Source organism: Paenibacillus herberti (assembly GCF_002233675.1).
Lineage (GTDB): Bacteria > Bacillota > Bacilli > Paenibacillales > Paenibacillaceae > Paenibacillus_O > Paenibacillus_O herberti.
Genome location: NZ_NMUQ01000002.1, coordinates 1481621 through 1505023, shown reverse-complemented (window position 1 = coordinate 1505023; position 23403 = coordinate 1481621). Strand labels below are relative to the sequence as shown.

The window sequence follows — 23403 nt, the reverse complement described above, 5'->3', positions numbered from 1 at the left end:
GTTACAGCGCTTTTTCCAACAGCTTCGGCTTCGCGAAAATCATCCGTCCAGCCGATGTTTGCAGAACGCTCGTCACGAGAACCTCCATCGTCAAGCCGATGTAGTCACGACCGCCTTCCACGACGATCATCGTACCGTCATCAAGATAGGCCACACCTTGGCCATGTTCCTTGCCGTCCTTGATGATTTGCACGACGATCTCCTCGCCAGGTAGTACAACCGGCTTAACCGCGTTGGCCAAATCATTGATGTTGAGCACGGACACACCTTGCAGCTCGCATACCTTGTTCAGGTTGAAGTCATTGGTCAGCACCTTGCCGCGCAGCACCTTGGCGAGCTTCACAAGCTTGCTGTCCACCTCGCTGATCTCATCAAAGTCGCCCTCGTAAATCATCACTTTCACATCGAGCTCTTTTTGGATCTTATTAAGGATGTCCAGGCCGCGACGGCCGCGATTGCGCTTCAGCAAATCCGATGAATCCGCAATATGCTGCAGCTCCTCCAGCACGAATTCCGGAATAACGAGCGTACCTTCAATGAATCCTGTTTTGCAGATGTCCGCGATGCGGCCGTCAATGATGACGCTGGTGTCCATAATTTTATGCTCTTCAAAATTAACGGGCTCTACCTTCTCCGGCTCCGGTAAAACCTTTGGCTGCAACAGCGTTTGAAGCCCTTCGGACAGTTCTTCTTTCTTGCGGATGCCGACCATCAAGCCGACATAACCAAGGCCGAGCGTCAGCAACGCTGGCACGATCATCGCCGCCGATTCCGGCAGACGAGATACAGACGGATACAGGAGTGCCGAGAGCACAAGACCTGCGGTCAAGCCTGCAGCTCCAGCCAGCAGATCCGCCGCAGGCAGCTCGGCAGCGCGACGTGCACCTTCGCCAAGCAACTTCTGGGCGCGGCCGGCGAGCGCGGTTGCCAGCAGCAGCCCGCAAAATGCACCCACAGCCAAGCCAGTGTAATAACCGAATGAGCCGTAACCCCCGGCAAGCGGGCTATAACTGCCCAGTCCAACCGGTAGGGAGCTTCCCGACCCGATACCCGCCTGAGAGCCTAGCATACCGCCAAATACAAGTCCAAGTAATTGCAGAATACGTTTAACCATATCGATTTTGCCACCTCCATTAGCCAGTATGTTCCAATTTCGCGACAGCTAAACCGCGCGGAATTTGAACATTTTGACCGGCAACAAGACTGGGGGAGGCTTTCTTTCCCGGCGGCCGTTACCGATGCGCCACATCGACTCATGAAGGATTTCTCATAAAGCTCAATTCGCTTTTGTATTCCGCAGAAGCCAAGCTTATAATAGCTCTATACAATGACAAAATTGCGAAAGAGGTGGGTTCCATGAGCGCCCCAACGCTTAACGATTTTCAGCAGCAAGTATCGGAATTGCTTCTGCGTCACCGCAGCGTACTTGATGTACTGTCCAAATTCGGCCAAGCCGGTGCTGCCGTAAATCGCGCGGTTGCCAAAGCTGTTACCGAGTGTGGCTGCATCGAGATACAAGCTGTTAAACAGCCCTATTCGGATGATCCTGAGCTGGAAACAGCCAAGCGACTGCTGGAAACCCACATGGACGGTGCTGTCTGCGAAAACTGCCGCGACGTTCTGAAGGCAGAGCTGGGCCGCAACCTTTTTTATATGTCCGCTCTTTGCAATCTGCTCGAAATAGATTTGGACGAGGTTATTGAGGCCGAGTCTGCCAAATGCTCCACTTTGGGCGTATTTAATCTGACTTAAATTAAAGCTTCCGCTCGTTGGATCACGACTCTAGTGGCATCCCGTGTCGGGCTGAAAAAAAAAGATCGCGAATCCTTCCTTTTCAGGGGTTCGCGATCTTTTTTACTAGACAACTGCTCTTATCCGATATCAAAAATGAGTTTAAACAAGTAACTAACGATAAGCGCTAACAGAAAACAGTAGTTTACAAGATATTTGCGCCATCCTTCATGCTCCCTTGATGACACCGCTACATGCATGACAACAACAACGATTATCAAGGGGATTTTAAAAATAAGGCCCAAATACGGAAATGCCAGACCTATAACAAACGCTGCAATCGATAAAAATACCGCTGTTTTCATGTCTAATTCCCCCCACTTAATTCGTCACTATGTTATATGACGATGGCAACGCCTGTCACTTAGGCTGAAACGAGATGATAATAAATCTGATTTATATTCCATTGAGAGTGAGGGAATATCTTGATAAACAAATTAAAAATAATTTCGTTAATTATTACGCTTATGGCTATGATGCTAATTTCTGTGGCTTCACCTCCAGACGCAGCATCCGCCCAAGCAAATAAACCGACTCCCATTCACCTTAAAATCGATAAATACTCCATCTTGTACACGAAACCAAGAGCACCTTTCCTCGATGGAAACAATCGCTTGCTAATCCCGCTAAGATCGATCCAGGATTTGATGGGCGGCGCGGTGAGTTACGACCCTCAATCCAAAACGGCCATCGTCAGTTGGTTTGATCATACGTTTAAATTAACGATCGGCTCCTACAATGCCTATGTAGACGGATCTCTCGTTCAAATGGATACCAAGCCCGCTCTTATCCAAGGAGCGATGTTTTTGCCGATGCGCTTGTTTCTCGATCAAACGGATTTGTCTTATACTTGGAATCAGAAGAAAAGCTTGCTGCATCTGACGGACAAACGTATTGTTAAGGGAGAAGTGTTCGACATGTTCGCGGGGAATGACTCTGCCGACGTTAAGAACGAGCATGCTTTTGACTTGTTATCCTATGAAGTTGTACAAAAGAATAATAGCGCTGCCCTTAGCATTAATATCAAAAACAGTTCCGGAGCTAAAATCGAAAAAGGGAAAAGCGATATTCATCCGTTGATCGCCTTTTCGAATCGCGGCGGATTCTCTACAGACTCTTACTCCCGCCCCCTCAATCCTCCACTGCAGGCTGTCAATAAGGACGAGACCATTACATTTACGCAGAAAATCCCACCCTTCACCAACGTTGATTATATGATCTCTGTCGGCAGAGAGCTGAACTAACTAAAAGGGGAATAGAATTTGAGTAAAAGATGGACATGTATAGAGCCTGGAAATTATGACATCACAGCACAAGTTGGCGGAGCTGAAATTTTAGATGAGATTATTTCGCATCACGAGCTTACTTACATCGGTGAAGAGAAGGATTCGATTTATTTGAACACATATGAATATGAAGCTGAACCTGATTTTGAAATTTATTTTAAGGAACGGAGAGCATTTGAAGAAAAAATGGAACACTACTTTAATACAAAAGGATATAATTTTTATCTATACTTTTAAATAGATAAAAACGGCAATCCCTCGACTTGAGCCGAATGGGATTGCCGTTTTATTTTGTCGTGTTAGGAATCTAAACGCTACGTTTAGAGCGACGCTCCTCGTCGCCCTTGGCGCGGCGGCTGCGACGACGGAGACGTCCATGCACATTAACGTTTTTTTTTAGGCCATAGAGTGCGTAGATAAGCAGCGGCACGAAAATGATCTTGCTAAGCTGATCCGGGAATGCGACACCGAGCGCGATTGCAATCGCTACGACGATCGGGATGCTCCAGATCGCACTCTTCGGCAGGCCGAACTTCTTAAAGTTCGGGTACTTCACCGTGCTGACCATAAGCAGCGCCAACGCCAGCGTGCTCGCCATGAGCACCCAAGGCTGTATATCCTTGTAAAACAGCGCTAGCGTAGCCAGTATGCCGCCGGCAGCCGGAATCGGCAGCCCGACGAAGTAACCTGGAATACCGCTGATCACATTGAAGCGGGCCAGACGGAGCGCACCACAGATCGGGAAGATCGCCGTTACAATCCATGAAGCCGCGTCCGAGTTAAGATCCTGGAATGCTACAACATACATGATGAACGCTGGAGCCACTCCAAAAGAAATGACATCGGATAAGGAATCAAGCTCTTTGCCAAACTCACTTGTAACACCTAACGCGCGGGCAACCCGCCCGTCAACGCCGTCCAGCAGCATGGCGACAATGACCATCATCGCCGCCATCTCTGGTTTATCATTGAACACGAGAATGATCGCTACAATCCCGAGAAACAGGTTTCCTATTGTAAAAAGATTCGGCAATGATTTTGCAAACACTCTGGTACCACCTCATCTCTACTATGCCCGGCGAAGCTAGAACTCAGGCATGGAATATTTTCCACCTTCATCCATTTGAGCCGAATGGCATTCCCTCATTCTAGGGTAATCAGATTTGCCTGTCAATGAACATTTGATCTTGGATGCGGCGCAGCCCTTCCTTAATTGCCCGAGCGCGAACCTCTCCGATACCGTCCACTTCATCCAGCTCGGCAATTGTCGCCATGACGATATTCGGCAAATTGCCGAATCGCTCAATCAGATTGTTCATGATGACAAGTGGCAAACGCGGAATCCGGTACATTTGCCGGTAGCCGCGCGGCTGCACAGCCTCATCAGCAATGGACGCTCCTTGCGGGTAACCAAGCAGCTTGATCACATGCGGCGCATCCATCAGCTCCTCGTTGCTGAGCTTTTTGAGCCCCATGCGAATGTCGCGCAGCCGCTCGTCGCTGTTGTCGCGGGCATAGTCTTTGAGCAGGAACCAGGCATCCTCCTCGACACCGCCGATCAGTTCCTCCATCTGCATGCTGATCAATCGGCCTTCCGTACCAAGCTCGTTGACATAACGCTTGATTTCCATCTTGATGCGCAGCACCATCTCTACCCGATGGATGACATGAGCTACTTCTTGAAGCGTGACCAATTCCTCGAATTCCAGCGCGGACAAGTTCGTGAACGACTGGCGCAGTACCGCCTTATACTTCTCCAACGTTTGAATGGCCTGGTTGGCTTTGGTGAGGATCACGCCCATCTCCTTGAGCGAATACCTAAGATTACCCATATATAGCGTAATGATATTGCGCCGCTGTGAAATTGAGACCACTAAACGCCCGGTCTGCTTGGCCACCCTCTCCGCGGTACGATGGCGAATGCCCGTCTCGGTGGAAGGGGTCGACGGGTCCGGGATCAGCTGTGTATTAGCGTAGAGAATTCGCTTGAGATCCTCGCTAAGAATAATAGCGCCGTCCATTTTGGCTAGCTCATACAAGTAGTTCGGTGAGAAATCACAATTGATCGAGAAGCCGCCGTCCACTACTTCCATCACTTCGGGGCTGTAGCCGACGACTAGCAGAGCTCCTGTTTTGGCGCGGAGCACGTTGTCGAGTCCTTCCCGAAAAGCCGTTCCGGGTGCGACCAGCTGCAGCAGGTGGTTCGTAATTTCAATGTCCTTGATTTCCTTCATATATGGTGACCCCCTATTCAAGCGCCGCGCGCAATGCTTCCGCTACCGTAGTCACGCCGATGATCTTTATATCGTCCGGCGGCTTCCAGCCTTTGAGACTTTTCTCCGGCATAATAACTCGCTTGAAGCCCAGCTTCTGAGCTTCCTTGACCCGCTGCTCCGCTCGCGATACAGCGCGTACCTCTCCCGTCAGGCCGACCTCTCCAAAAATAATATCATCCGGCTTTGTCGGGGCATCCTTAAAGCTGGAAGCAAGGGCAACCGCTGCCGCCAGGTCGACGGCCGGCTCATCGAGCCGCACGCCTCCCGCCGCATTCAAGTATGCATCCTGCGTCTGCAGGAATAGACCAATCCGCTTTTCAAGTACGGCGATAATTAAAGCCATCCGATTATGGTCATAACCAGTGGACATGCGCCGCGGCGAAGGGAAATGTGTCGGTGCAACGAGCGCCTGCAGCTCCACCAGTATCGGACGCGTCCCTTCCATGCTGGCTACGACTGTTGAGCCCGAGACGCCGAGCGGCCGTTCCGACAGGAACAGCTCGGAAGGATTCGCTACTTCGCGCAGTCCGTCCTCGCCCATTTCGAAGATGCCGATCTCATTGGTGGAGCCAAAGCGGTTTTTGACCGCCCGCAGCAGCCGGTAGGAATGATGCCGCTCCCCCTCGAAGTAAAGGACGCAGTCCACCATATGCTCCAGCAGGCGGGGACCGGCAATCGCGCCCTCCTTGGTCACATGACCGACGAGCACAGTGGCGATTCCGTTGATTTTGGCTGTACGCATGAAGTGCGCCGCACATTCCCGCACCTGGGCGACGCTGCCTGGAGCCGACTGAACGCTGGGATCATATACGGTTTGGATAGAATCGATGACCAGGAAATCCGGCTTTAACGAATCTATGGCATCATTAATATGCTCCATATTCGTTTCGCACAGTACATAAAGCAATTCCGTGAGTGCTCCCAAACGATCCGCCCGCAACTTAGTCTGACGTACGGATTCCTCGCCCGAAATATACAGTACCTTAAGCCCGGCCGCAGCCAGGGCATGGGAGGTTTGCAGCAGCAGCGTCGACTTACCGATACCGGGGTCTCCACCGACGAGAATGAGTGAGCCCGGGACGACTCCGCCGCCAAGCACACGATTAAGCTCGCCGATGCTGCTCTCGATGCGAGGCTCCTGTCCTGTATTAATATCTATGATGGAACGCGGCTTTTCTTTCGTCGTGCGAGACATTGAGAAGGATAAACCGACCCCAGCCGTCTTTACAACCGCTTCCTTTTCTTCCACCATTGTGTTCCATTCACCGCATCCAGGGCATTTGCCCAGCCACTTGGGCGATTCCGTGCCACATCCGGTGCAGGCGAACTTAACTTTTATTTTGGCCACAGTAGGCTCCTTAAGATTAAGACGTATCCTTCAAAGTTTACCATTTCAAAGACCGCCATTAAAGGCAAACTAAGAAAAAAGTAAGATTTCGTCCGTTATAATGAATAGAAGAAAGGATGATGGAGCCGTGAAGGAGCAAACCGTGCTGATGGTCGACGACGAAGCCGAGATCATCAAGCTCATAAGCCTTTACCTGAAACAGGAAAATTTCCGCCTGCTGACCGCCTCGACGGGAACAGAAGCGCTGGAGCTGATCGACCAGGAGCCGATCGATCTTGTTGTGCTGGACATCATGATGCCCGGCATGAACGGCATTGAAGTGTGCATGGCGATCCGCGAGCGGAAGCAAATGCCGATTATTTTTCTATCCGCCAAAAGTGAGGAAATCGATAAAATCCACGGCCTCAGCGTCGGGGCAGATGATTATGTGGTCAAGCCATTCAGTCCACTGGAACTGGTGGCGCGGATCAAAAGCCAATTGCGTCGTTATGCCTCCTACCGGGCGCCAGCTGACGATGCTTCCTCCAATGGTATGGGCGAAATATTGAAGCATGACGGAATCACGATGAGCTTGCTCACGCATCAGGTCACCGTAGAGGATAATGAAGTGCGCCTGACGCCGCGTGAATTCAGCATTTTAGAGCTGCTTATGCGCAGCCCGGGACGGGTGTACAGCATGGAGCAACTGTATGAGACCGTCTGGCAGGAAACGTTTTTCGAGTCGGGTAATACCGTCATGGTGCATATTCGCAAGCTCCGCGAGAAGATCGAGCAGAATCCACGAGAGCCTCGTTATATTAAGACGGTCTGGGGCGTCGGTTACAAGATGGAGAGACGCTGAGCGATGATGACCCGGATGCTGCAATCGTTTCTTTGGAAACTTTTATTTCGCTTCGTGCTCAGCCTGGCCCTCATCGCTCCGATCCTTTGGCTAGGCTACACCTTGTCCAGCTTATTACTACGCTACAATCCGTCGCGCTCTTTCCCGCTTACTCCTCTGCTCAGATTTGTGATCAAATATGTCGGATCTGGCCCAGTGATGGTCGTAATTGGCGCCTTGCTGTTCGCTGGACTGTTCTACTGGATGTCGCTCCGCTTCCTGAAGCGTTTCGACGCTATTACAGATGGACTGAAGCAGATTGCCGATGGCAATTTGAGTCATCGAATCGAGGACAAAAGCAGCGACGAACTTGGCGCGGTGTCCCGAACGATCAATGATATGGCTAGTCAACTGCAGCTGGCTCAGCAGGAGGAACGGGCGGCCGTTCAAGCTAAAAACGACCTGATTACCGGCGTATCCCATGACTTGCGCACCCCGCTCACGTCGGTGCTTGGATTCCTCGAATATATTCAAAAGGACCGCTATCGCGATGAGCTGGAGCTGCGACAATATGTCGATATTGCCTACGATAAGTCACTCGTATTGCGCAAGCTGATCGACGATTTGTTCGAGTACACTCGCGTCACGGGAGGCGGAATGCCATTACAGTTGGAACGGTTGGATTTGAATCCTTTTCTCCGGCAGCTAGGGGATGAGTTCCATCCCCTGCTTGAAGAGGCCGGCATGAAATGCACCGTCCATCCTTCGCCAAGCCAGTTGCTCGTTGATGCCGATCCAGAGCTGCTGCTGCGCGTATTCGAGAACCTGATGACTAATGCGATTCGATATGGGGCCTCGGGAGGTTTGATGGATATCTATTTGCGGGAAAGCGATGCCAGTGCGGACTCAAGGGAAGAAGCCGCCGATGAACCCCTATCAGAGTCAGAGCAAGCGGTATGGGCTGAGATCGTCTTCCGCAACTACGGAGAGCCGATTCCGGTGAACCATCTGCCTCATCTGTTCGAGCGCTTCTATCGTGTTGACGCCTCGCGCTCACGTCAGACGGGAGGCAGCGGCCTTGGCCTTGCCATCGTCAAAAGCATCCTTGATCTGCATAACGGCATAATCGAAGCCAATAGCTCTAAGCGCAAGACGGAGTTCATCGTTCGCTTACCTTTAAGAAAACAGTAAGGAGGTGCATGCCGCTACGGGTCTCCATGTTATGGGCATCCGCTGCTACGAGAGGGATTATGGAATGCAAAAAGAGCAATTCCCTCCTCCAAAAAATGAAGGGGAATCGCTCCATGTGGCCACTTTTTCCGAATCGAATTTGAACTCGAGTTTGACCTCGAGCCGCACTCACTTGTCGAGCAATTCGTATTCAAATTTAAGCCGTGCTCTTGACTGGCTGTCTTTAGCCCGCCGTTACACTGCTTTCTACCGCTCTCTCCGCGTAGAAATTCGCTGGCCGTTGCAGGCCAAGGTTCTCGCGCAGCGTCTTGCCTTCGTACTCGGTGCGGAACAGGCCGCGCCGCTGCAGCTCAGGTACGACGAGGTCGACGAAGTCTTCGAGCCCTCCCGGCAAATAGGGAGGCATAATATTGAAGCCATCGGCGGCATCATTTTCGAACCATTCCTGCAGCTGATCAGCAATCTGCTCAGGCGTGCCAAAGATCTCCCGGTGACCGCGAGCTCCAGCAATGCGCTGGTACAGCTGACGAATGGTCAGCTCATCGCGGTCGGCCAAATCCTTAATGAGCTGGAATCGGCTCTTGATGCCATTCACCTGCTCTACCTTCGGCAGCTCTGGCAGCGGACCGTCCACCGGATATGGGCTAAGGTCAAAACCAATCAAGCCAGATAGTAGCGCTACGCCTGTTTCGACGGGAATCAACTCTTCGAAGCGTGCCTTTTTCTCGCGCGCCTCCTCCTCGGTACGCCCGATAATCGGGAAAACTCCCGGCATGATTTTCAAATCCGAATGTTGCCGTCCATAAAGGGCCAGCCGCCCTTTAATATCCTTGTAGAAAGACTGCGCCTCCTCCAATGTTTGCCACGCCGTAAAAATGACCTCTGCCGTCCGAGCAGCAAGCTCCCTTCCCGGCTCTGAAGCACCAGCCTGGATGACGACGGGATGCCCCTGCGGCGGCCGCGCGACATTCAGCGGACCTTGCACCTGGAACCATTTGCCCTGATGATTGGTCCGATGAATTTTGGAGCGGTCTGCAAAGCGTGACCCTTCCTTATCACCTACCAGCGCACCATCCTCCCAGCCGTCCCACAGTTGACGGACAACGTCGACGAATTCCTGCGCACGCTCGTAGCGAAGGTCATGGAGCATTTCTTTGTCGCGATTGAAGTTATGGGCCTCATCTTCTGTATGCGAAGTAACGACGTTCCAGGCAGCTCGGCCTCCGCTAATAAAATCTAACGAAGCGAACTTGCGGGCCACGTGGAAAGGCTCGTTGTATGTCGTTGAGACCGTGCCGGCCAGACCAACCCGCTCCGTATCGGCTGCGAGCGCTGAAAGCAGCGTCAGCGGCTCCAACCTCACCTGTACCGCTTGCTCAAGCGCTAGCGGAAAGCGTTCGTGCACCGCATAGCTATCCGCCAGAAACACCATATCAAACTTTCCACGCTCAGCAGTTTTTGCTACTTGCCGGTAAAAGCTATAGTCCAGCACGCCCTCGGCGTTGCTATGCTCATATCTCCACGAGGCCACGTGGTGGCCGGGAATCATCATGAACGCTCCGAGGCGCATCTTATCTTTTCTACTCATCTTTATTTCCTCCCCAGTGGTCGAATGGACCCGTCAAACTTAAGCATTGTTCTTCCAACCGGAGAATCTGCGCTCCAGCAGCACCAGGCCTTGATTGATGAGCAGTCCAAGCGCGGAAATCGTCAGGATGCCGGCATACATTTCAGGAATCTGAAAATTGTACTGCGTATAGTTGATCAAGTAACCCAGCCCAGCCTTCGCCCCCACCATCTCAGCCGCGATCAGGACAAGAATCGAGGAAGCCCCGGCAAGGCGGATTCCCGTAAATATAGACGGCAGCGAAGCCGGCAGAATGACTTTGAAAAAAAGCTTGAATGGCTGGAGCCCGAGAGAGCGTGCCGACTTGATGAGCAGCGGATCGACGCTACGCACACCATTGACTGTACTTAACAAAATCGGCCACGTGCATGCGAACAGGACGATCGTGATTTTGGAAGTCTCTCCGATGCCGAGAATTAGAATAAATACAGGTAAAAGCGCCAGCGCCGCCGTATTGCGGAACAGCTCCAACAGCGGATTCAGCAGCGCGGCCACCGGTTTGTAATAACCGATAGCCAATCCTAAAGGTATAGCCACGGTAATGGCAAGCAACAACCCGCTGATTGAACGAACAATGCTCGCTTGAAAATGCTCCAACAACGCTCCCGATACGGCCAGATCCCACCAGGCCGACAATACCGTAGATAACGGGGGTAGGAACGTCGAATCGACTAACCCAAGTCGAGGTGCCAGCTCCCATATTGCGGCAAAAGCGGCAATCGCCGCTGTGCTGCGAAGCACCTTTGCCGCAGCCGACCGAATACGAACTGCTGCGGCGACCGCCCGCCCTGTGCCAGTGCCAGCTTGCCTTGTCGCAAGGCCTCCCGCGGCCGTAGAGCTCGTGGCCGCCATTGCTTTATCTAGGCTCATTTTGCATCCCGCTCCTCTCCGAATTACGTTCCTTCACAAGCTCAATCATCTATGCTCTTAACCGTTCATGAAATCAAATGTTCATGCACTGAATAGTTCACGCTTCCGCCCGCTGTTCATTCACGCTCGGCTATTTCGCCAGTCCCGCCTTCGCAGTTACCGGGCTCCGGTCAAATGCCTGCGAACGCTGCACTTCCTCCCGCAGCTCGCTCCAAATTTCGTGGCGCAGCGCGCCGAATTCGGCTCCGGAGCGGATATCCTCATCCTCCGAACGCTTGCCGAGCGGAATGTCGATGATCCGCTTGATTCTTCCCGGCCGAGCCGTCATGACGGCGACTCTCTGCCCGAGATATACTGCTTCGTCGATACCATGCGTGATGAAGAGAATCGTTTTGCCCGTCTGCTCCCAGATGCTCAGCAGTTCCGTCTGCAAGCTCTCCCGAGTCTGGGCGTCCAGAGCCGCGAAAGGTTCATCCATCAACAGCACATCCGGATCAAATGCCAGACTGCGAGCAATCGCGACACGCTGCTTCATGCCACCTGATAGTTCATGCGGGTAACGGTTTTCGAAGCCCGATAGCCCAACTAGCGCCAAATAATGCCGCGCCCGCTCCCGGCGCTCCTTCTGGCTGAATCCCTTTGCTTCCAGGCCGAACTCAATGTTTGCTCGTGCCGTCCTCCAAGGGAACAGCGCATATTGCTGAAAAACAATGCCCCGATCCAGCCCTGGACCGGTAATCGGCCGACCATCCAGTAAAATCTGACCCGAGGTCGGATGGGATAACCCGGCGAGCAGATCCAACAAGGTTGATTTGCCGCAGCCGCTTGGCCCGACGACCGCCATGAACTCGCCTGGGCGTACATCCAAGTTCACGCCGTCCATCGCCGTGAATTCCGATACGCCCCTCCCCTCGCGAACCTGGAACCGCTTCGTTACATTTTGAAAGCTAATTTTGGCCGCCTCTGTAATCACCGCTTGCTGCTGCTTTTCACTCATGTCGTATCGACTCCTTTCCAAAACGCTTGCCTAACCTTACTTCTCTACTTCAGCTTTATAAGGATTGAATTCATTCGTGAACAGATCCTCCAGCTTTACTTCCCCGGCCTTTTTATCTCCGCTTTTCTCCAGCCATTTACGCCAAATCTCGAATTCCTCTGGGCGAATTGTGCCCCCTTTGCCGGCCAAGCTCGTCGTTTTCCAATACTTCACAATCGTGCCGGTTTCCTGGCGTCCACGATTTTTAATAATGGCTTCACTGCGCTGGATGACCGTTTCCCGAGGCTGATTGCGAGCCCATTCAATCGCCTTGGCAGTCGCCTCCACGAACTTGCGGACCGTGTTAGGGTTATCCTTGATGAATTTTTCCTTGAATACAATCGTCCCCGCGCTCTGTGCCCCGAATAGCTCGAAGTCGCTGAATAACTTCCTTACGCCGCCCTCGGCTGACAACTTATCACGTAGAACGCCTCCCAGCGAAGCTACATCAATCTGGCCTGCTCGCAGCGATTGCGCAATATTCACGGGCGGCAAAGCGACCAGTGTAACCTGCTTAATTTCCTCATCCGTCAGCCCGCCTCGCTGCAAATACTCTTTAAGTACAAACTCACCATGGGCACCAAGCGTGTTCATGCCAACCTTTTTGCCGATAAGATCACGAGCGCTCTTGATGGGACTGTCTTCGAGCACAAAATAGCCGTTGTAGTTCTCCTCATCCATACCGTAATAACTGATGACGGAGCGGATCGGAGCTCCTGCTGATACAAGTTTAATGACCGCCCCGTTAAAAGCTCCGCCAAAATCAGCCTGGCCCGTTGCCACCGTCTGAATGTCTTGCGGCCCGCTGATCGTGTTGCCGATCCATTTGAGCTTGATTGGGGCCAGATAACCGAGATCCTCGGCAAGCTCCGGGAAAGTCACTCCTTCGACCGTGCCCTGATAGCTCAGCTCCAGTACCTCCGGCTCTCCTGCTCCATTCGAGTTTGCCGATGCGGCTTGGTCCCCATTGCTTCCGCAGCCTGCAATTAACACCGCCGCTGATAATAAGGTAGCTAGCGCTGCAGCTGCGCGATTTCTCATTCGATTCCGTTTGACCGTGGTGGACGACGTTTGGTAATTCACTGTTTGAAATGTACTCATGTTTTTTCCCCTCTCTATTGGCAAACGGCATAATCCCAGTAATAAATCCCCGTAAGAAACAAAAAAAGACGCATGCAGCAGGGCATAATAAGCTCTGCGGCGTTGCGTCTCCGGTTCGTCCGGTAGATTCATACAATTCCTATTTAATTACTATGAATTGAATCATAGCAGAGCGGAATTGTTTCGTCAACACGTATACGCGCCCTTTTTTTCGCCCATGCTAAAGGTATATTGAAGCTGCCTCGCCGCCTAATCGGCTGCAAGGACGGCATCCAGGAGGATGGAGCCATGCCTGATCTGCTGCAACTCGCCCTTATCGCTATTGCTCTTTTATTCGTTGGTCTCGTTCTGCACTGCATCCGCAAGGGAGTGCTCCGAGACCGCTATGCGCTTCTATGGCTCAGCGTCAGCGGAGGCATTCTGGGCTTTTTCGCACTTCCACTGCTGCTTTAAAAGGTTTGTTTATTAAAAAAGCTGCTTCCCTCACGTGAGGGAAGCAGCTTTTTTGTCTTAGAGCTTGTCTGTACCGAGTGTGAACAGCATCTCGTGTACGGACAGCTTCGCGCCAAGCATCAGCTCGCGCGGATTGGGTGCGACCGCTGCGGCTGCGCCCGCAGTTCCGTTGGCTTGGCCATGCGCGGCGTGTGTACCAGCAGTTCCACTGGGGTGGCTAGCCGTAGCGTGTGCTCCAGCATTGGCTGTTCCGGCTGCAGGAGCGCCTTCAGCGCGCGCTGCCACGTATTCTCCAGCTCTATGCCGCCCCGCCGTTTCAGCTGCGTCGCCATGTTCTCCTGCAGCTGTAGGAGCGACCGCCGTCTCAGCAGCAGCCGTTGCGCCGTCCACGGGGTTACCATCCACAGCCGTGCCGCCCATGGGCTGGGCCGCTTCTACCGGAGGCTGTTCACTCGACGCCGAAGACGCCGAAGCTGGCCGCGCGTGTGCCTGCTTGAAAGAATCGCTGCTCACCCAGTTGTCGAAGCTCGCTTTATCTACCCAGTGGGTGACTACCTTCAACTCATCTGCTTCCTCACCGCGCGACAACAGCAGCTCCATACTCACGAAACCGGGCATTTTATGGACACCTTTTGGATTTTTGAATCTTTCCGCAAACTGATCTCCAAAGCCACTCTTGATCTGAATCGTATTGGTTACAACTATCATTGAGGCAGCTCTCCTTCTCATTTGGTTAGCGTTGCTAGATCCCTCTTCTTACCCGCATCCCGTTCCACGATCCGTAAAAAAAACAGCCCCCGACCCTGCTTCGGGCCGGGGACTGCGACTAGCCATGATTTAAATACCTTCAGCCATTACTTAGCGGCCGGCTCCTCCTGGGGATTCTTATGCTCCGGATGAGGAACAACGGTCAGCCCGCCGTTCTCTTCATCGATGAAGAGCATAAAACCTTTGCGGATCGTGCCCATCAGCAGCTCTTCGGACAGACGGTCCTCGATATGCTTCTGGATCGCACGGCGCAGCGGACGAGCGCCATAGGCTGGATCAAAGCCTTCCTTGGCCAGGAATGCCTTAGCCTTATCGGTCAGCTCAAAGTCTACCTCTTGCTCACGCAGCCGTTTGCGCAGCTCGTCGGACATCAGCGTCACGATTTGAGCAATATGCTCCTGTGCGAGAGAGTGGAACACGATGGTTTCGTCGATCCGGTTCAGGAACTCGGGACGGAAGCTCTTTTTCAGCTCAGCCAGAACCTTATCCTTCATTTGATTAAACTCGCGTCCCGCATCCTGCTCTGCGGTGAAGCCCAGCGTCGAATTCCGCTTGATCTGATCAGCGCCGACGTTGGAGGTCATGATGATCAGCGTATTCCGGAAATCAACGACGCGACCTTTGGAATCGGTCAAACGGCCGTCTTCCAACACCTGCAGCAGGATGTTGAATACTTCTGGATGCGCCTTCTCGATTTCATCGAGCAGGACAACAGAGTACGGTTTGCGGCGGACTTTTTCGGTCAATTGGCCGCCTTCTTCGTAGCCGACATATCCTGGAGGCGCCCCGACCAGACGCGAGGTGGAGTGCTTCTCCATATATTCCGACATGTCGATGCGGATAACTGCATTCTCGTCGCCGAACATCGCTTCGGCCAGCGCGCGAGCCAGCTCCGTTTTGCCGACGCCAGTTGGGCCTAGGAAGATAAAGCTGCCAATTGGACGCTTTGGATCCTTCAGACCCGCACGTGAACGACGCACCGCACGGGAGACAGCTTTGACGGCATCGGCTTGGCCGATGATGCGGTCATGCAGAATATCTTCCATCTTGAGCAAACGTTGCGTTTCTTCTTCAGCCAGTTTACTGACCGGAATTCCCGTCCAGCTGGCAACGACTTGGCCGATATCCTCTGGCGTTACTTCGGAATCGGTTCGTCCTTGTTTTTCCTTCCAGATGTTCTTGGTCGTGTCCAGCTCTTCACGAATCTTTTGCTCCGTGTCGCGCAAAGCAGCGGCCTTTTCGAACTCCTGGCTCTGTACGGCAGCATCCTTCTCCTTACGTACTTCGTCCAGACGGCTCTCAAGCTGCTTGAGATCCGGCGGAATCGTATACGTATGCAATCTTACCTTGGAGCTTGCCTCATCAATCAGATCGATTGCTTTATCCGGCAGGAAACGATCCGTAATATAGCGGTCCGACAGCTTAACAGCGGCTAGGATGGCCTCATCGGTAATTTTGACACGGTGATGAGCCTCATAACGGTCGCGAAGTCCATGGAGAATCTGAACGGCTTCCTCCGGCGTTGGTTGATCAACCGTAATCGGTTGGAAGCGACGCTCAAGCGCTGCATCCTTCTCGATGTACTTGCGGTATTCATCCAGCGTTGTTGCGCCGATACACTGCAGCTCGCCGCGTGCCAATGCTGGCTTCAGAATGTTGGAAGCGTCGATTGCGCCTTCCGCGCCACCGGCTCCGATCAGCGTGTGAAGCTCATCGATGAACAGGACGATATTACCCGCTTGGCGAATCTCATCCATGATCTTTTTCAACCGATCCTCGAATTCACCGCGGTACTTCGTTCCCGCTACAACTGAGCCCATATCCAGCGTCATAACGCGTTTGTCGCGCAGCGTCTCGGGAATTTCGTTGGCGATAATTTTCTGCGCCAGTCCTTCAGCGATCGCTGTTTTGCCGACACCCGGCTCACCAATCAGCACCGGATTGTTCTTCGTGCGGCGGCTGAGCACTTGAATGACGCGCTCAATCTCTTTGCTCCGGCCGATAACCGGATCAAGATTATTTTCGCGGGCGGATGCCGTCAAATCTCTGGCAAGTCCGTCCAACGTCGGCGTGCTAACATTAGCTGGAGCGCCATGGCTGCTGGAAACAGCTTCGCTGCTGCCAAGCAGCTGCAACACTTGCTGGCGAGCTTTATTCAGGCTGATGCCAAGATTGTTCAGCACGCGAGCTGCAACGCCTTCTCCCTCGCGGATCAGACCGAGTAGAATATGCTCCGTACCGACATAGGTATGACCCAGCTTACGAGCTTCGTCCATCGACAGCTCGATGACTTTTTTGGCGCGTGGAGTGTAAGCGATGTTGCTTGGCTGCTCTTGGCCGCGACCGATAAGCGACTCCACTTCATCTTGAATTTTCTCGAGGCCGAGTCCAAGCGCGATCAACGCTTTGGCCGCGATGCCTTCGCCTTCCCGAATGAGGCCGAGCAGGATGTGCTCCGTACCGATATTGTTATGTCCAAGTCGCACTGCCTCTTCCTGGGCAAGTGCAAGCACCTTTTGCGCGCGTTCCGTGAATCGTCCAAACATCATTCGTAAGCACCTCCATCTTGGGATCGGGATGCCAGCTGTATGCGAATGAGCTCCGCTCTCCGCATATCCCGCTGCTCCGTGTTCATCTTTTCCTCAAAAGCCTGTTGCAAAAAGCCCGGCTGAGTCATCACCATTAACTCATTCATAACCTGCGGGGAGACTTCTCGAATCATGCCCAGATCGATGCCCAGCCGTACATCCGAGAGCCGCTGCGCGGACTCCTTGGATTCCATGATCGCCGCATGGGAAAGAATGCCGTAGGAACGCTTAACGCGATCCTCCAACCGCAGCTGGGATTCCTGCATCAGTCTCTGCCGAGCCGCCTTCTCATGCTCGATAATTTGGCGGACGACGCCATGTAGATTATCGATAATTTCTTCCTCGGACTGACCAAGCGTAATCTGGTTAGAAATTTGAAACAAATTGCCAAGCGCCTCGCTGCCTTCGCCGTAAAGACCTCTCACCGCCAGCCCTACCTGCGTAATCGCGGACAAAATGCGATTGATCTGCTGCGTCATAACGAGCGCTGGCAGATGCATCATGACCGATGCACGGATGCCCGTGCCTACATTGGTCGGACAACTGGTGAGAAAACCGCGCTTCTCGTCGAAGGCATACTCCGTAGCCTCTTCATAAATATCGTCGATTCGGCTGGCAAGCTGCCATGCCTCCTTGACTTGAAAACCCGGATATAAACATTGAATGCGAAGATGGTCCTCTTCGTTAATCATTATGCTAATTGCTTCGTTGTCACTCAACACAACGGCTCCGACCCGCGATTCATTCGCTAGTGAAGGGCTGATTAGATGTTTCTCGACCAGCACCCTGCGTTCAAGCTCACTGAGATCGGATAGGATCAGCGTTTCGAAGTTGCCGATTGAATCAAGCTTTCCTTCCATCGCGACGGTCGAAAGCTTGTTCATAACCTCAGTGGAATGTTCCCCTGTGGCCAAGATCGGGAATGGAAAGCCACGCAGGTTGCGCGCTATCCGCACCCTGCTGCTGAATACGATGTCGGAATCCGGCCCGTCTTCCTTCATCCATTCACTCAGCGCCTTCTGCGCAAAGCGGTTGGCTGTCAAATCCAATCCCTCCTCTCGGTTGCACGGCCGTCAGGTACACCCTTCTGACCCTTCATTCTTCGCTAGCTCCATGAAGCTGCTTCTCGAGCTGGCGAATCTCATCTCGGAGCCCGGCGGCAGCCTCGAACTCTTCTTTCTGGATCGAGCTCTTCATCTCCTGCCTCAGACGATCGATTTCGCGCCTCGTCTTAATCAGGCCTCCCGAGCGTTGCGGAATTTTACCAACATGCGATGTGCTGCCATGCACTCTTTTGAACAGAGGATCGAGCCGATCTTCAAAATGTTTATAACAAGAGCTGCAGCCGAAACGCCCGAGCTTGGTGAACTGTGAATAGGTCAGACCGCATTGTTCACATCGCAATGCCTGAGCTGCTATCTGGCTCGGACTGCTCGCCTTGCCTGAAGGCTCAAAGTCCATCAGCCCTGACAGGAGGCTATGAATGGAGAAGCCGTTTGGTGCTCCCGGGAGCCCTTCTCCCCTCTCGCGAGCGCAGGACTCACAGATGTGAAATTCATTTTTATCCCCGTTGATGATCTTGGTAAAATGAAGCGTGGCCGGTCTCTTGCCACATTCCTGACAAAGCATGCCGCTTCCCTCCTTGCCGGACTGTCTTCTATTCCTTACCCAGAAGTGAGATAAGCATCGCCTTAAGCAATCTCGCTCTAAGCTCGTCGCGCAGCGGAAGCTTGACCGCAATCGTCTCCCTGCACACAGCAGCTCGCAGCAGATTGCCTTCGCGCCTAGTGATGATCGTCGCTTCCTCCAACTGATAAATAAGTCCTTCTGCCGCACTCTGTTCAACATGAGTGCCGATTGAATGATGGATATGGCCATGAATGGCTTTCATCGCAGGTAGCTCGATCCGCTGAATACGGATGTAACCCCCGCCGCCCCGCTTGCTTTCGACTAGATAACCTTTCTCCAGCGTAAAGCGGGTGCTGATGACATAATTGATTTGAGACGGCACGCAGGAGAAGCGATCCGCGAGCTCATTGCGCTGAATTTCCACCGCGCTCTCGGGGCTATCCTGCAGCAGCTGCTTCAAGTGCTGCTCCAGAGCATCGGAAATATTTCGCATATCACCAACCTCCCTTTGCATCACACTTTGGGTTGCAAATGTTGTGAGTTAAGCCAAATAGCCAATGTCGAATCGCATCCTTGTAGCATTCCCCTGACGGCGTAAATTACGACCTTCGCTAGGCGAGAAAGCTGTTCCAACTGCTCGAGGGCATTTACCCTTTTACAGCGAAACGGTTTGCAACTGACTTTGACTTTCTTTGACTTTAACAGTAATTATACGCTTTTTTTCACAAAGGTCAAGAGCATCGCCAATCCGTTTTTGAAGAATTCTGAATCTTTGTCCTATCCACCATAAATAGAAAAAGCGACTAAACCTGCTGTTACCAGCTTGGGATAAGTCGCTTCTCTTTATACCTAGAAGTAGTCCATCAAATTGGGGGTGCGGGCAGCGATGCGCTCAGCAAGCTTTATAGCGGACTGTTCTGGTCCCTGCAGCTGCCTTGTTTGCGTTAACGTCGCCGCCTTGGAATAGCCGGTCAGCAGTGCTGTCCAGGTCCCAATAGATGCGGATAGCATGTCTCTACTCCCTGCCGCAGCAAGCTCCAAACTACCTTTGCCTTGCTCGTCCACAGTCAGCTCCCACTCCCCCTCGTTCCAGAGAGCATTTGGATCCTCGATACGGATTCGCCACGAATCCCTCTGTCCGGGCAGGAATGGATACTGACTCACAAAAGCCTGCGCATCTACAATTCGAGCCATAAAATAAGGATGTACGCTTTGCTCGATGCGTGGATCAGGCAGCAGGTACGGCAGAGGATCTCCGCTATAACTTTCGAACTCAGCCTTTTCAATCATGGAATCATGATTACTGAAAAAGCTCCAAAGACCCTCTCTTGCCTCTTCGTTCAAATAAACCAACTCTTTAACGGTCAGTACCCCATCTTTCACCTTATATAGAGCGTATCCTTCAGGCGTACCCGCGGATGAACGATAAAGCATGGCACTGCCCGACTTGCGTCGAAACACGGAGTTTTCCCACCATTTAGGTGTACGTACGAGCGAACTATTGAAGTCAGAAGCATAAACCTCGTAGAGCTCCTGCAGGATAGGGTAAACTTCCGCGTTTTTGGGCTCTACTCGTTCAATCATTCCTGGCGATTCTGAGCGGCGAGGCAGCTTTTCCTTTGAAATAGTAAACTTGATCAGATCAACGCAGAGCTCCCAGCCGAATTTGCGATAAAATCCGATGTGGAATGGAGCCAGCATCGACAAAGTCTGACCGTTGCTCCGCATCTCTGCAAGTGCATGCTTCAGCAATACGCTGACATGTCCTTTGCGTCGCTCCTCTGGCCATGTCGCTACACCAGCAACTCCGCCCATTAAAAAGCGGCGGCCTTGAAGATATATTTCGAGCGGGATCACGTGCAGCTTGGAACGAATCGTTCCTTGTTCAACCGCCACAAGTACTTGCTCGGGTTCTGATAACTGCCTTTGTCTCTCCATATCTTCAGCTGATAGCTCGGCCTGGAATGCATACAGGCTCAGCTTGATATGATCATCTATCTCTTCCGGCAACAGCTTGCGAATTTCCATTGTTACTCACTCCCTTAATGGATTCTATTCACCCGCGGTGCGTAAAAGCTTGTCCAGCAGCAGAAGTGCCTCTTCCAGCCGATCGGCTGGAATGTTCGTATAGCGGTCGCCAATATGGATTTCGGTCGAGCAGGACGTCTCGGACGTTTCTCTCAAGAAAGAGATGAGGCCAACACCGGATTGCTCTGTTGTTTTTATAAATACTTCTGTCGCTTGCTCCAGCGGCAATTCGATATGGAGATGAAACATATTGGAGACTGGTCGCTCGGGAACCGTCTTCAGCCTTGAACAGCCATTCAGGCGGGAACTTAGCTCTATTGCCCCCTCATAGTAAATCCCCATACGCGGCCGGCGCAGCTCTAAGGCGTAATCTGAGCTGAGGATGTATGGATAAAGGCTGACCAAGTCGCCTCCATGCCGCCTTTTCCATACCTTCGACTTCTCCGTCAGATCGGTATCACCAGCCAGAATCGCTCCAGCGACACCACCAAGCCCTTTATAGAACGACACGTACACGCTGTCGAATAAACGGCATATTTCGGCTTCCGTACGCCCGTAAAAAGGAACAACTTCAAATAAACGCGCACCATCGAGATGCAGCGGAATTCCTTTCGCCTGGCAATAATCTGAAATGGCTACCAGCTCTTCATAAGTAGGAAGCTGGCCACCAATTTCCCGTTGTGGAAGCTCAAGCAGTAGACAGCCGATATCGTCGCCCATCGCTTGAACATCTGCCAGAGTAATTAAGCGGTCCCTTTCACCAAGCAGCACCGACTCGATTCCATGCAGCTCCTGAAGCCCATTTTCCTCATGGATTTCCAGATGACAGAGCGGGTGATAAGCGGCTTTGCGAATTCCCCTGCGTTCACTCCAGATTCGCAAGGCAATTTGCTGTGCCATCGTGCCGCTAGGAAAAAATAGGGCCGACTCTTTGCCGAGCAGTGAGGCAACCTTCGTCTGGAAGGACTCGATGATTTCCCCATTACCGTACATATCACTGAGCCGATCGGGGTTTGCGTCTTTGAATGCATCCATTAATACCTTTAATGAACGCGCATTGCTTCCAACGGTCTGATATTCCGCTTTGGAATAGCTTTCCGCCAATTGGTTTGTCACGGTGAAGCTCTCCCCTCTTTAGGCCGAACTTGGCTTCTTTGATGCAGACTTAATGCCAAAGCCTTTATGCACATATACCAGATTCAGGATACAGCCGCAAGTAAACTTCAATTATAGCTAATATTACTATCAAGATTTACTGGTATCAGCTAAACCGAATTTCATCGGGAATAGCAAAAAACCGCCACATCCGAGGATGTGACGGTACGGTTTGCATTGTGCTTGGCGACGTCCTACTCTCCCAGGACCCTGCGGTCCAAGTACCATCGGCGCTGGAAGGCTTAACGGTCGTGTTCGGGATGGGTACGCGTGGTTCCCTTCCGCCATCGCCACCAAACGTGCTGCATTACTCAAGACGTAAGCTTGCGCCCTGAAAACTGGATCGAACGATACGCCGTGCTGACCGGCTGTTGCTTCACTGATTTGGATAAGCCCTCGACCGATTAGTATTCGTCAGCTGCACGCATTGCTGCGCTTCCACCTCGAACCTATCAACCTAGTCGTCTTCTAGGGGTCTTACATACTGGGAAATCTCATCTCGAGGGGGGCTTCGCGCTTAGATGCTTTCAGCGCTTATCCCGTCCGTACGTAGCTACCCAGCTGTGCTCCTGGCGGAACAACTGGTACACCAGCGGTACGTCCATCCCGGTCCTCTCGTACTAAGGACAGCTCCTCTCAAATTTCCTGCGCCCACGACAGATAGGGACCGAACTGTCTCACGACGTTCTGAACCCAGCTCGCGTACCGCTTTAATGGGCGAACAGCCCAACCCTTGGGACCTACTTCAGCCCCAGGATGCGATGAGCCGACATCGAGGTGCCAAACCTCCCCGTCGATGTGGACTCTTGGGGGAGATAAGCCTGTTATCCCCAGGGTAGCTTTTATCCGTTGAGCGATGGCCCTTCCATTCGGTACCACCGGATCACTAAGCCCGACTTTCGTCCCTGCTCGACTTGTAGGTCTCGCAGTCAAGCTCCCTTATGCCTTTGCACGCTTCGAATGATTTCCAACCATTCTGAGGGAACCTTTGGGCGCCTCCGTTACATTTTAGGAGGCGACCGCCCCAGTCAAACTGTCCACCTGACACGGTCCCTCTGCCGGTTTCACGGCAGCAGGTTAGAACTCCGATACGATCAGGGTGGTATCCCAACGGTGCCTCCACCGAAGCTGGCGCTCCGGCTTCTTAGGCTCCCACCTATCCTGTACAGATCGTACCAAAGTCCAATATCAAGTTACAGTAAAGCTCCATGGGGTCTTTCCGTCTTGTCGCGGGTAACCTGCATCTTCACAGGTATTAAAATTTCACCGGATCTCTCGTTGAGACAGCGCCCAAGTCGTTACGCCATTCGTGCGGGTCAGAATTTACCTGACAAGGAATTTCGCTACCTTAGGACCGTTATAGTTACGGCCGCCGTTTACTGGGGCTTCGGTTCACAGCTTCGGATTGCTCCTAACCGCTCCCCTTAACCTTCCAG

The 23403-nt window shown here is 52.5% G+C and carries 22 protein-coding genes and 2 rRNA genes (1 of these 24 running past the window's edge); 6 read left to right on the top strand and 18 right to left on the bottom strand.

Annotated elements, in window-relative coordinates:
• Nucleotide 1 precedes the first annotated feature (1 nt).
• Nucleotides 2-1114, bottom strand: a complete 1113-nt coding sequence (locus CGZ75_RS19150) for a PIN/TRAM domain-containing protein (RefSeq protein ID WP_089525787.1) — start codon at nucleotides 1112-1114, stop codon at nucleotides 2-4.
• 242 nt (nucleotides 1115-1356) lie between these two features.
• On the opposite strand from CGZ75_RS19150, the gene CGZ75_RS19145 reads away from it, so the two are divergent.
• Nucleotides 1357-1752: a nucleoside triphosphate pyrophosphohydrolase family protein gene (locus tag CGZ75_RS19145; protein ID WP_089525786.1), complete on the top strand. Its 396-nt coding sequence runs from the start codon at nucleotides 1357-1359 to the stop codon at nucleotides 1750-1752.
• Between the two features lie 119 nt (nucleotides 1753-1871).
• Here the strand turns inward: CGZ75_RS19145 and CGZ75_RS19140 are convergent, their stop codons facing one another.
• Nucleotides 1872-2096 carry a hypothetical protein gene (locus tag CGZ75_RS19140; RefSeq protein WP_089525785.1) on the bottom strand — a complete coding sequence of 75 codons (225 nt, stop codon included), beginning with the start codon at nucleotides 2094-2096 and terminating at the stop codon, nucleotides 1872-1874.
• A gap of 120 nt (nucleotides 2097-2216) precedes the next feature.
• Between CGZ75_RS19140 and CGZ75_RS19135 the strand changes: the two genes are divergently transcribed.
• Nucleotides 2217-3035: a copper amine oxidase N-terminal domain-containing protein gene (locus tag CGZ75_RS19135; RefSeq protein WP_089525784.1), complete on the top strand. Its 819-nt coding sequence runs from the start codon at nucleotides 2217-2219 to the stop codon at nucleotides 3033-3035.
• An 18-nt stretch (nucleotides 3036-3053) separates the two neighbouring features.
• Entirely contained in the window at nucleotides 3054-3314 is a 261-nt protein-coding gene (locus CGZ75_RS19130) for a hypothetical protein (protein ID WP_089525783.1), read from the top strand.
• 70 nt (nucleotides 3315-3384) lie between these two features.
• Here the strand turns inward: CGZ75_RS19130 and pssA are convergent, their stop codons facing one another.
• From pssA to radA, 3 genes are all read right to left on the bottom strand, one after another.
• Nucleotides 3385-4125, bottom strand: coding sequence for a CDP-diacylglycerol--serine O-phosphatidyltransferase (gene pssA / locus CGZ75_RS19125; RefSeq protein ID WP_089525782.1), 741 nt, complete (start codon nucleotides 4123-4125; stop codon nucleotides 3385-3387).
• 109 nt (nucleotides 4126-4234) lie between these two features.
• Nucleotides 4235-5311 (bottom strand): DNA integrity scanning diadenylate cyclase DisA, encoded by a 1077-nt coding sequence (disA, locus tag CGZ75_RS19120; RefSeq protein WP_089525781.1) that lies wholly within the window; start codon nucleotides 5309-5311, stop codon nucleotides 4235-4237.
• A gap of 13 nt (nucleotides 5312-5324) precedes the next feature.
• The gene (gene radA, locus CGZ75_RS19115) at nucleotides 5325-6701 is read right to left on the bottom strand and encodes a DNA repair protein RadA (protein WP_089525780.1); all 1377 of its coding nucleotides are present in this window, start codon (nucleotides 6699-6701) and stop codon (nucleotides 5325-5327) included.
• Nucleotides 6702-6828: 127 nt separating this feature from the next.
• Here radA and CGZ75_RS19110 point away from each other — a divergent pair, with 127 nt between their 5' ends.
• Together CGZ75_RS19110 and CGZ75_RS19105 are read left to right on the top strand one after the other, a co-directional pair.
• Nucleotides 6829-7542, top strand: coding sequence for a response regulator transcription factor (locus CGZ75_RS19110; protein WP_089525779.1), 714 nt, complete (start codon nucleotides 6829-6831; stop codon nucleotides 7540-7542).
• 3 nt (nucleotides 7543-7545) lie between these two features.
• Nucleotides 7546-8712, top strand: a complete 1167-nt coding sequence (locus tag CGZ75_RS19105) for a sensor histidine kinase (RefSeq protein ID WP_089525778.1) — start codon at nucleotides 7546-7548, stop codon at nucleotides 8710-8712.
• A 223-nt stretch (nucleotides 8713-8935) separates the two neighbouring features.
• Here the strand turns inward: CGZ75_RS19105 and CGZ75_RS19100 are convergent, their stop codons facing one another.
• The 4 genes from CGZ75_RS19100 to CGZ75_RS19085 form a co-directional block, all read right to left on the bottom strand.
• Nucleotides 8936-10300: an LLM class flavin-dependent oxidoreductase gene (locus tag CGZ75_RS19100; RefSeq protein ID WP_089525777.1), complete on the bottom strand. Its 1365-nt coding sequence runs from the start codon at nucleotides 10298-10300 to the stop codon at nucleotides 8936-8938.
• Between the two features lie 39 nt (nucleotides 10301-10339).
• Nucleotides 10340-11209 (bottom strand): ABC transporter permease, encoded by an 870-nt coding sequence (locus CGZ75_RS19095; RefSeq protein WP_089525776.1) that lies wholly within the window; start codon nucleotides 11207-11209, stop codon nucleotides 10340-10342.
• A gap of 130 nt (nucleotides 11210-11339) precedes the next feature.
• Nucleotides 11340-12206 carry an ABC transporter ATP-binding protein gene (locus CGZ75_RS19090; protein WP_089525775.1) on the bottom strand — a complete coding sequence of 289 codons (867 nt, stop codon included), beginning with the start codon at nucleotides 12204-12206 and terminating at the stop codon, nucleotides 11340-11342.
• Between the two features lie 36 nt (nucleotides 12207-12242).
• Nucleotides 12243-13346 carry an ABC transporter substrate-binding protein gene (locus CGZ75_RS19085; RefSeq protein ID WP_342745695.1) on the bottom strand — a complete coding sequence of 368 codons (1104 nt, stop codon included), beginning with the start codon at nucleotides 13344-13346 and terminating at the stop codon, nucleotides 12243-12245.
• 288 nt (nucleotides 13347-13634) lie between these two features.
• Between CGZ75_RS19085 and CGZ75_RS24760 the strand changes: the two genes are divergently transcribed.
• The gene (locus CGZ75_RS24760; protein WP_157694344.1) at nucleotides 13635-13799 is read left to right on the top strand and encodes a DUF2304 family protein; all 165 of its coding nucleotides are present in this window, start codon (nucleotides 13635-13637) and stop codon (nucleotides 13797-13799) included.
• A gap of 57 nt (nucleotides 13800-13856) precedes the next feature.
• Here the strand turns inward: CGZ75_RS24760 and CGZ75_RS25645 are convergent, their stop codons facing one another.
• From CGZ75_RS25645 to CGZ75_RS19040, 9 genes are all read right to left on the bottom strand, one after another.
• Nucleotides 13857-14507, bottom strand: coding sequence for an antibiotic biosynthesis monooxygenase (locus tag CGZ75_RS25645; protein WP_217900080.1), 651 nt, complete (start codon nucleotides 14505-14507; stop codon nucleotides 13857-13859).
• Nucleotides 14508-14653: 146 nt separating this feature from the next.
• The gene (gene clpC, locus CGZ75_RS19075; RefSeq protein WP_089525774.1) at nucleotides 14654-17116 is read right to left on the bottom strand and encodes an ATP-dependent protease ATP-binding subunit ClpC; all 2463 of its coding nucleotides are present in this window, start codon (nucleotides 17114-17116) and stop codon (nucleotides 14654-14656) included.
• Nucleotides 17113-18198 (bottom strand): protein-arginine kinase McsB, encoded by a 1086-nt coding sequence (gene mcsB / locus CGZ75_RS19070; RefSeq protein ID WP_089525773.1) that lies wholly within the window; start codon nucleotides 18196-18198, stop codon nucleotides 17113-17115. Before mcsB ends, clpC begins: the two co-directional genes overlap by 4 nt.
• Nucleotides 18199-18250: 52 nt before the next feature.
• Nucleotides 18251-18784: a protein-arginine kinase activator protein McsA gene (mcsA, locus tag CGZ75_RS19065; RefSeq protein WP_089525772.1), complete on the bottom strand. Its 534-nt coding sequence runs from the start codon at nucleotides 18782-18784 to the stop codon at nucleotides 18251-18253.
• 28 nt (nucleotides 18785-18812) lie between these two features.
• Complete coding sequence (locus CGZ75_RS19060; RefSeq protein ID WP_089525771.1) at nucleotides 18813-19277, bottom strand: CtsR family transcriptional regulator; 465 nt, start codon at nucleotides 19275-19277, stop codon at nucleotides 18813-18815.
• Nucleotides 19278-19633: 356 nt separating this feature from the next.
• Nucleotides 19634-20812, bottom strand: coding sequence for a GNAT family N-acetyltransferase (locus tag CGZ75_RS19055; protein WP_089525770.1), 1179 nt, complete (start codon nucleotides 20810-20812; stop codon nucleotides 19634-19636).
• Between the two features lie 24 nt (nucleotides 20813-20836).
• Complete coding sequence (locus CGZ75_RS19050) at nucleotides 20837-21928, bottom strand: threonine aldolase family protein (protein WP_245850924.1); 1092 nt, start codon at nucleotides 21926-21928, stop codon at nucleotides 20837-20839.
• A 220-nt stretch (nucleotides 21929-22148) separates the two neighbouring features.
• A 5S ribosomal RNA gene (gene rrf, locus CGZ75_RS19045) occupies nucleotides 22149-22265 on the bottom strand.
• Nucleotides 22266-22351: 86 nt separating this feature from the next.
• Nucleotides 22352-23403, bottom strand: a 23S ribosomal RNA gene (locus tag CGZ75_RS19040) (it continues 1880 nt past the right edge of the window).

Excerpts from the sequence above, each read along its gene's own strand:
- CGZ75_RS19150 (WP_089525787.1), bottom strand. The coding sequence starts at position 1,114 with ATGGTTAAACGTATTCTGCAATTACTTGGACTTGTATTTGGCGGTATG.
- CGZ75_RS19145 (WP_089525786.1), top strand. The coding sequence starts at position 1,357 with ATGAGCGCCCCAACGCTTAACGATTTTCAGCAGCAAGTATCGGAATTG.
- CGZ75_RS19140 (WP_089525785.1), bottom strand. The coding sequence starts at position 2,096 with ATGAAAACAGCGGTATTTTTATCGATTGCAGCGTTTGTTATAGGTCTG.
- disA (WP_089525781.1), bottom strand. The coding sequence starts at position 5,311 with ATGAAGGAAATCAAGGACATTGAAATTACGAACCACCTGCTGCAGCTG.
- CGZ75_RS19105 (WP_089525778.1), top strand. The coding sequence starts at position 7,546 with ATGATGACCCGGATGCTGCAATCGTTTCTTTGGAAACTTTTATTTCGC.
- CGZ75_RS19100 (WP_089525777.1), bottom strand. The coding sequence starts at position 10,300 with ATGAGTAGAAAAGATAAGATGCGCCTCGGAGCGTTCATGATGATTCCC.
- CGZ75_RS19095 (WP_089525776.1), bottom strand. The coding sequence starts at position 11,209 with ATGAGCCTAGATAAAGCAATGGCGGCCACGAGCTCTACGGCCGCGGGA.
- CGZ75_RS19090 (WP_089525775.1), bottom strand. The coding sequence starts at position 12,206 with ATGAGTGAAAAGCAGCAGCAAGCGGTGATTACAGAGGCGGCCAAAATT.
- CGZ75_RS19085 (WP_342745695.1), bottom strand. The coding sequence starts at position 13,346 with ATGAGTACATTTCAAACAGTGAATTACCAAACGTCGTCCACCACGGTC.
- CGZ75_RS24760 (WP_157694344.1), top strand. The coding sequence starts at position 13,635 with ATGCCTGATCTGCTGCAACTCGCCCTTATCGCTATTGCTCTTTTATTC.
- CGZ75_RS25645 (WP_217900080.1), bottom strand. The coding sequence starts at position 14,507 with ATGATAGTTGTAACCAATACGATTCAGATCAAGAGTGGCTTTGGAGAT.
- clpC (WP_089525774.1), bottom strand. The coding sequence starts at position 17,116 with ATGATGTTTGGACGATTCACGGAACGCGCGCAAAAGGTGCTTGCACTT.
- mcsA (WP_089525772.1), bottom strand. The coding sequence starts at position 18,784 with ATGCTTTGTCAGGAATGTGGCAAGAGACCGGCCACGCTTCATTTTACC.
- CGZ75_RS19060 (WP_089525771.1), bottom strand. The coding sequence starts at position 19,277 with ATGCGAAATATTTCCGATGCTCTGGAGCAGCACTTGAAGCAGCTGCTG.
- CGZ75_RS19055 (WP_089525770.1), bottom strand. The coding sequence starts at position 20,812 with ATGGAAATTCGCAAGCTGTTGCCGGAAGAGATAGATGATCATATCAAG.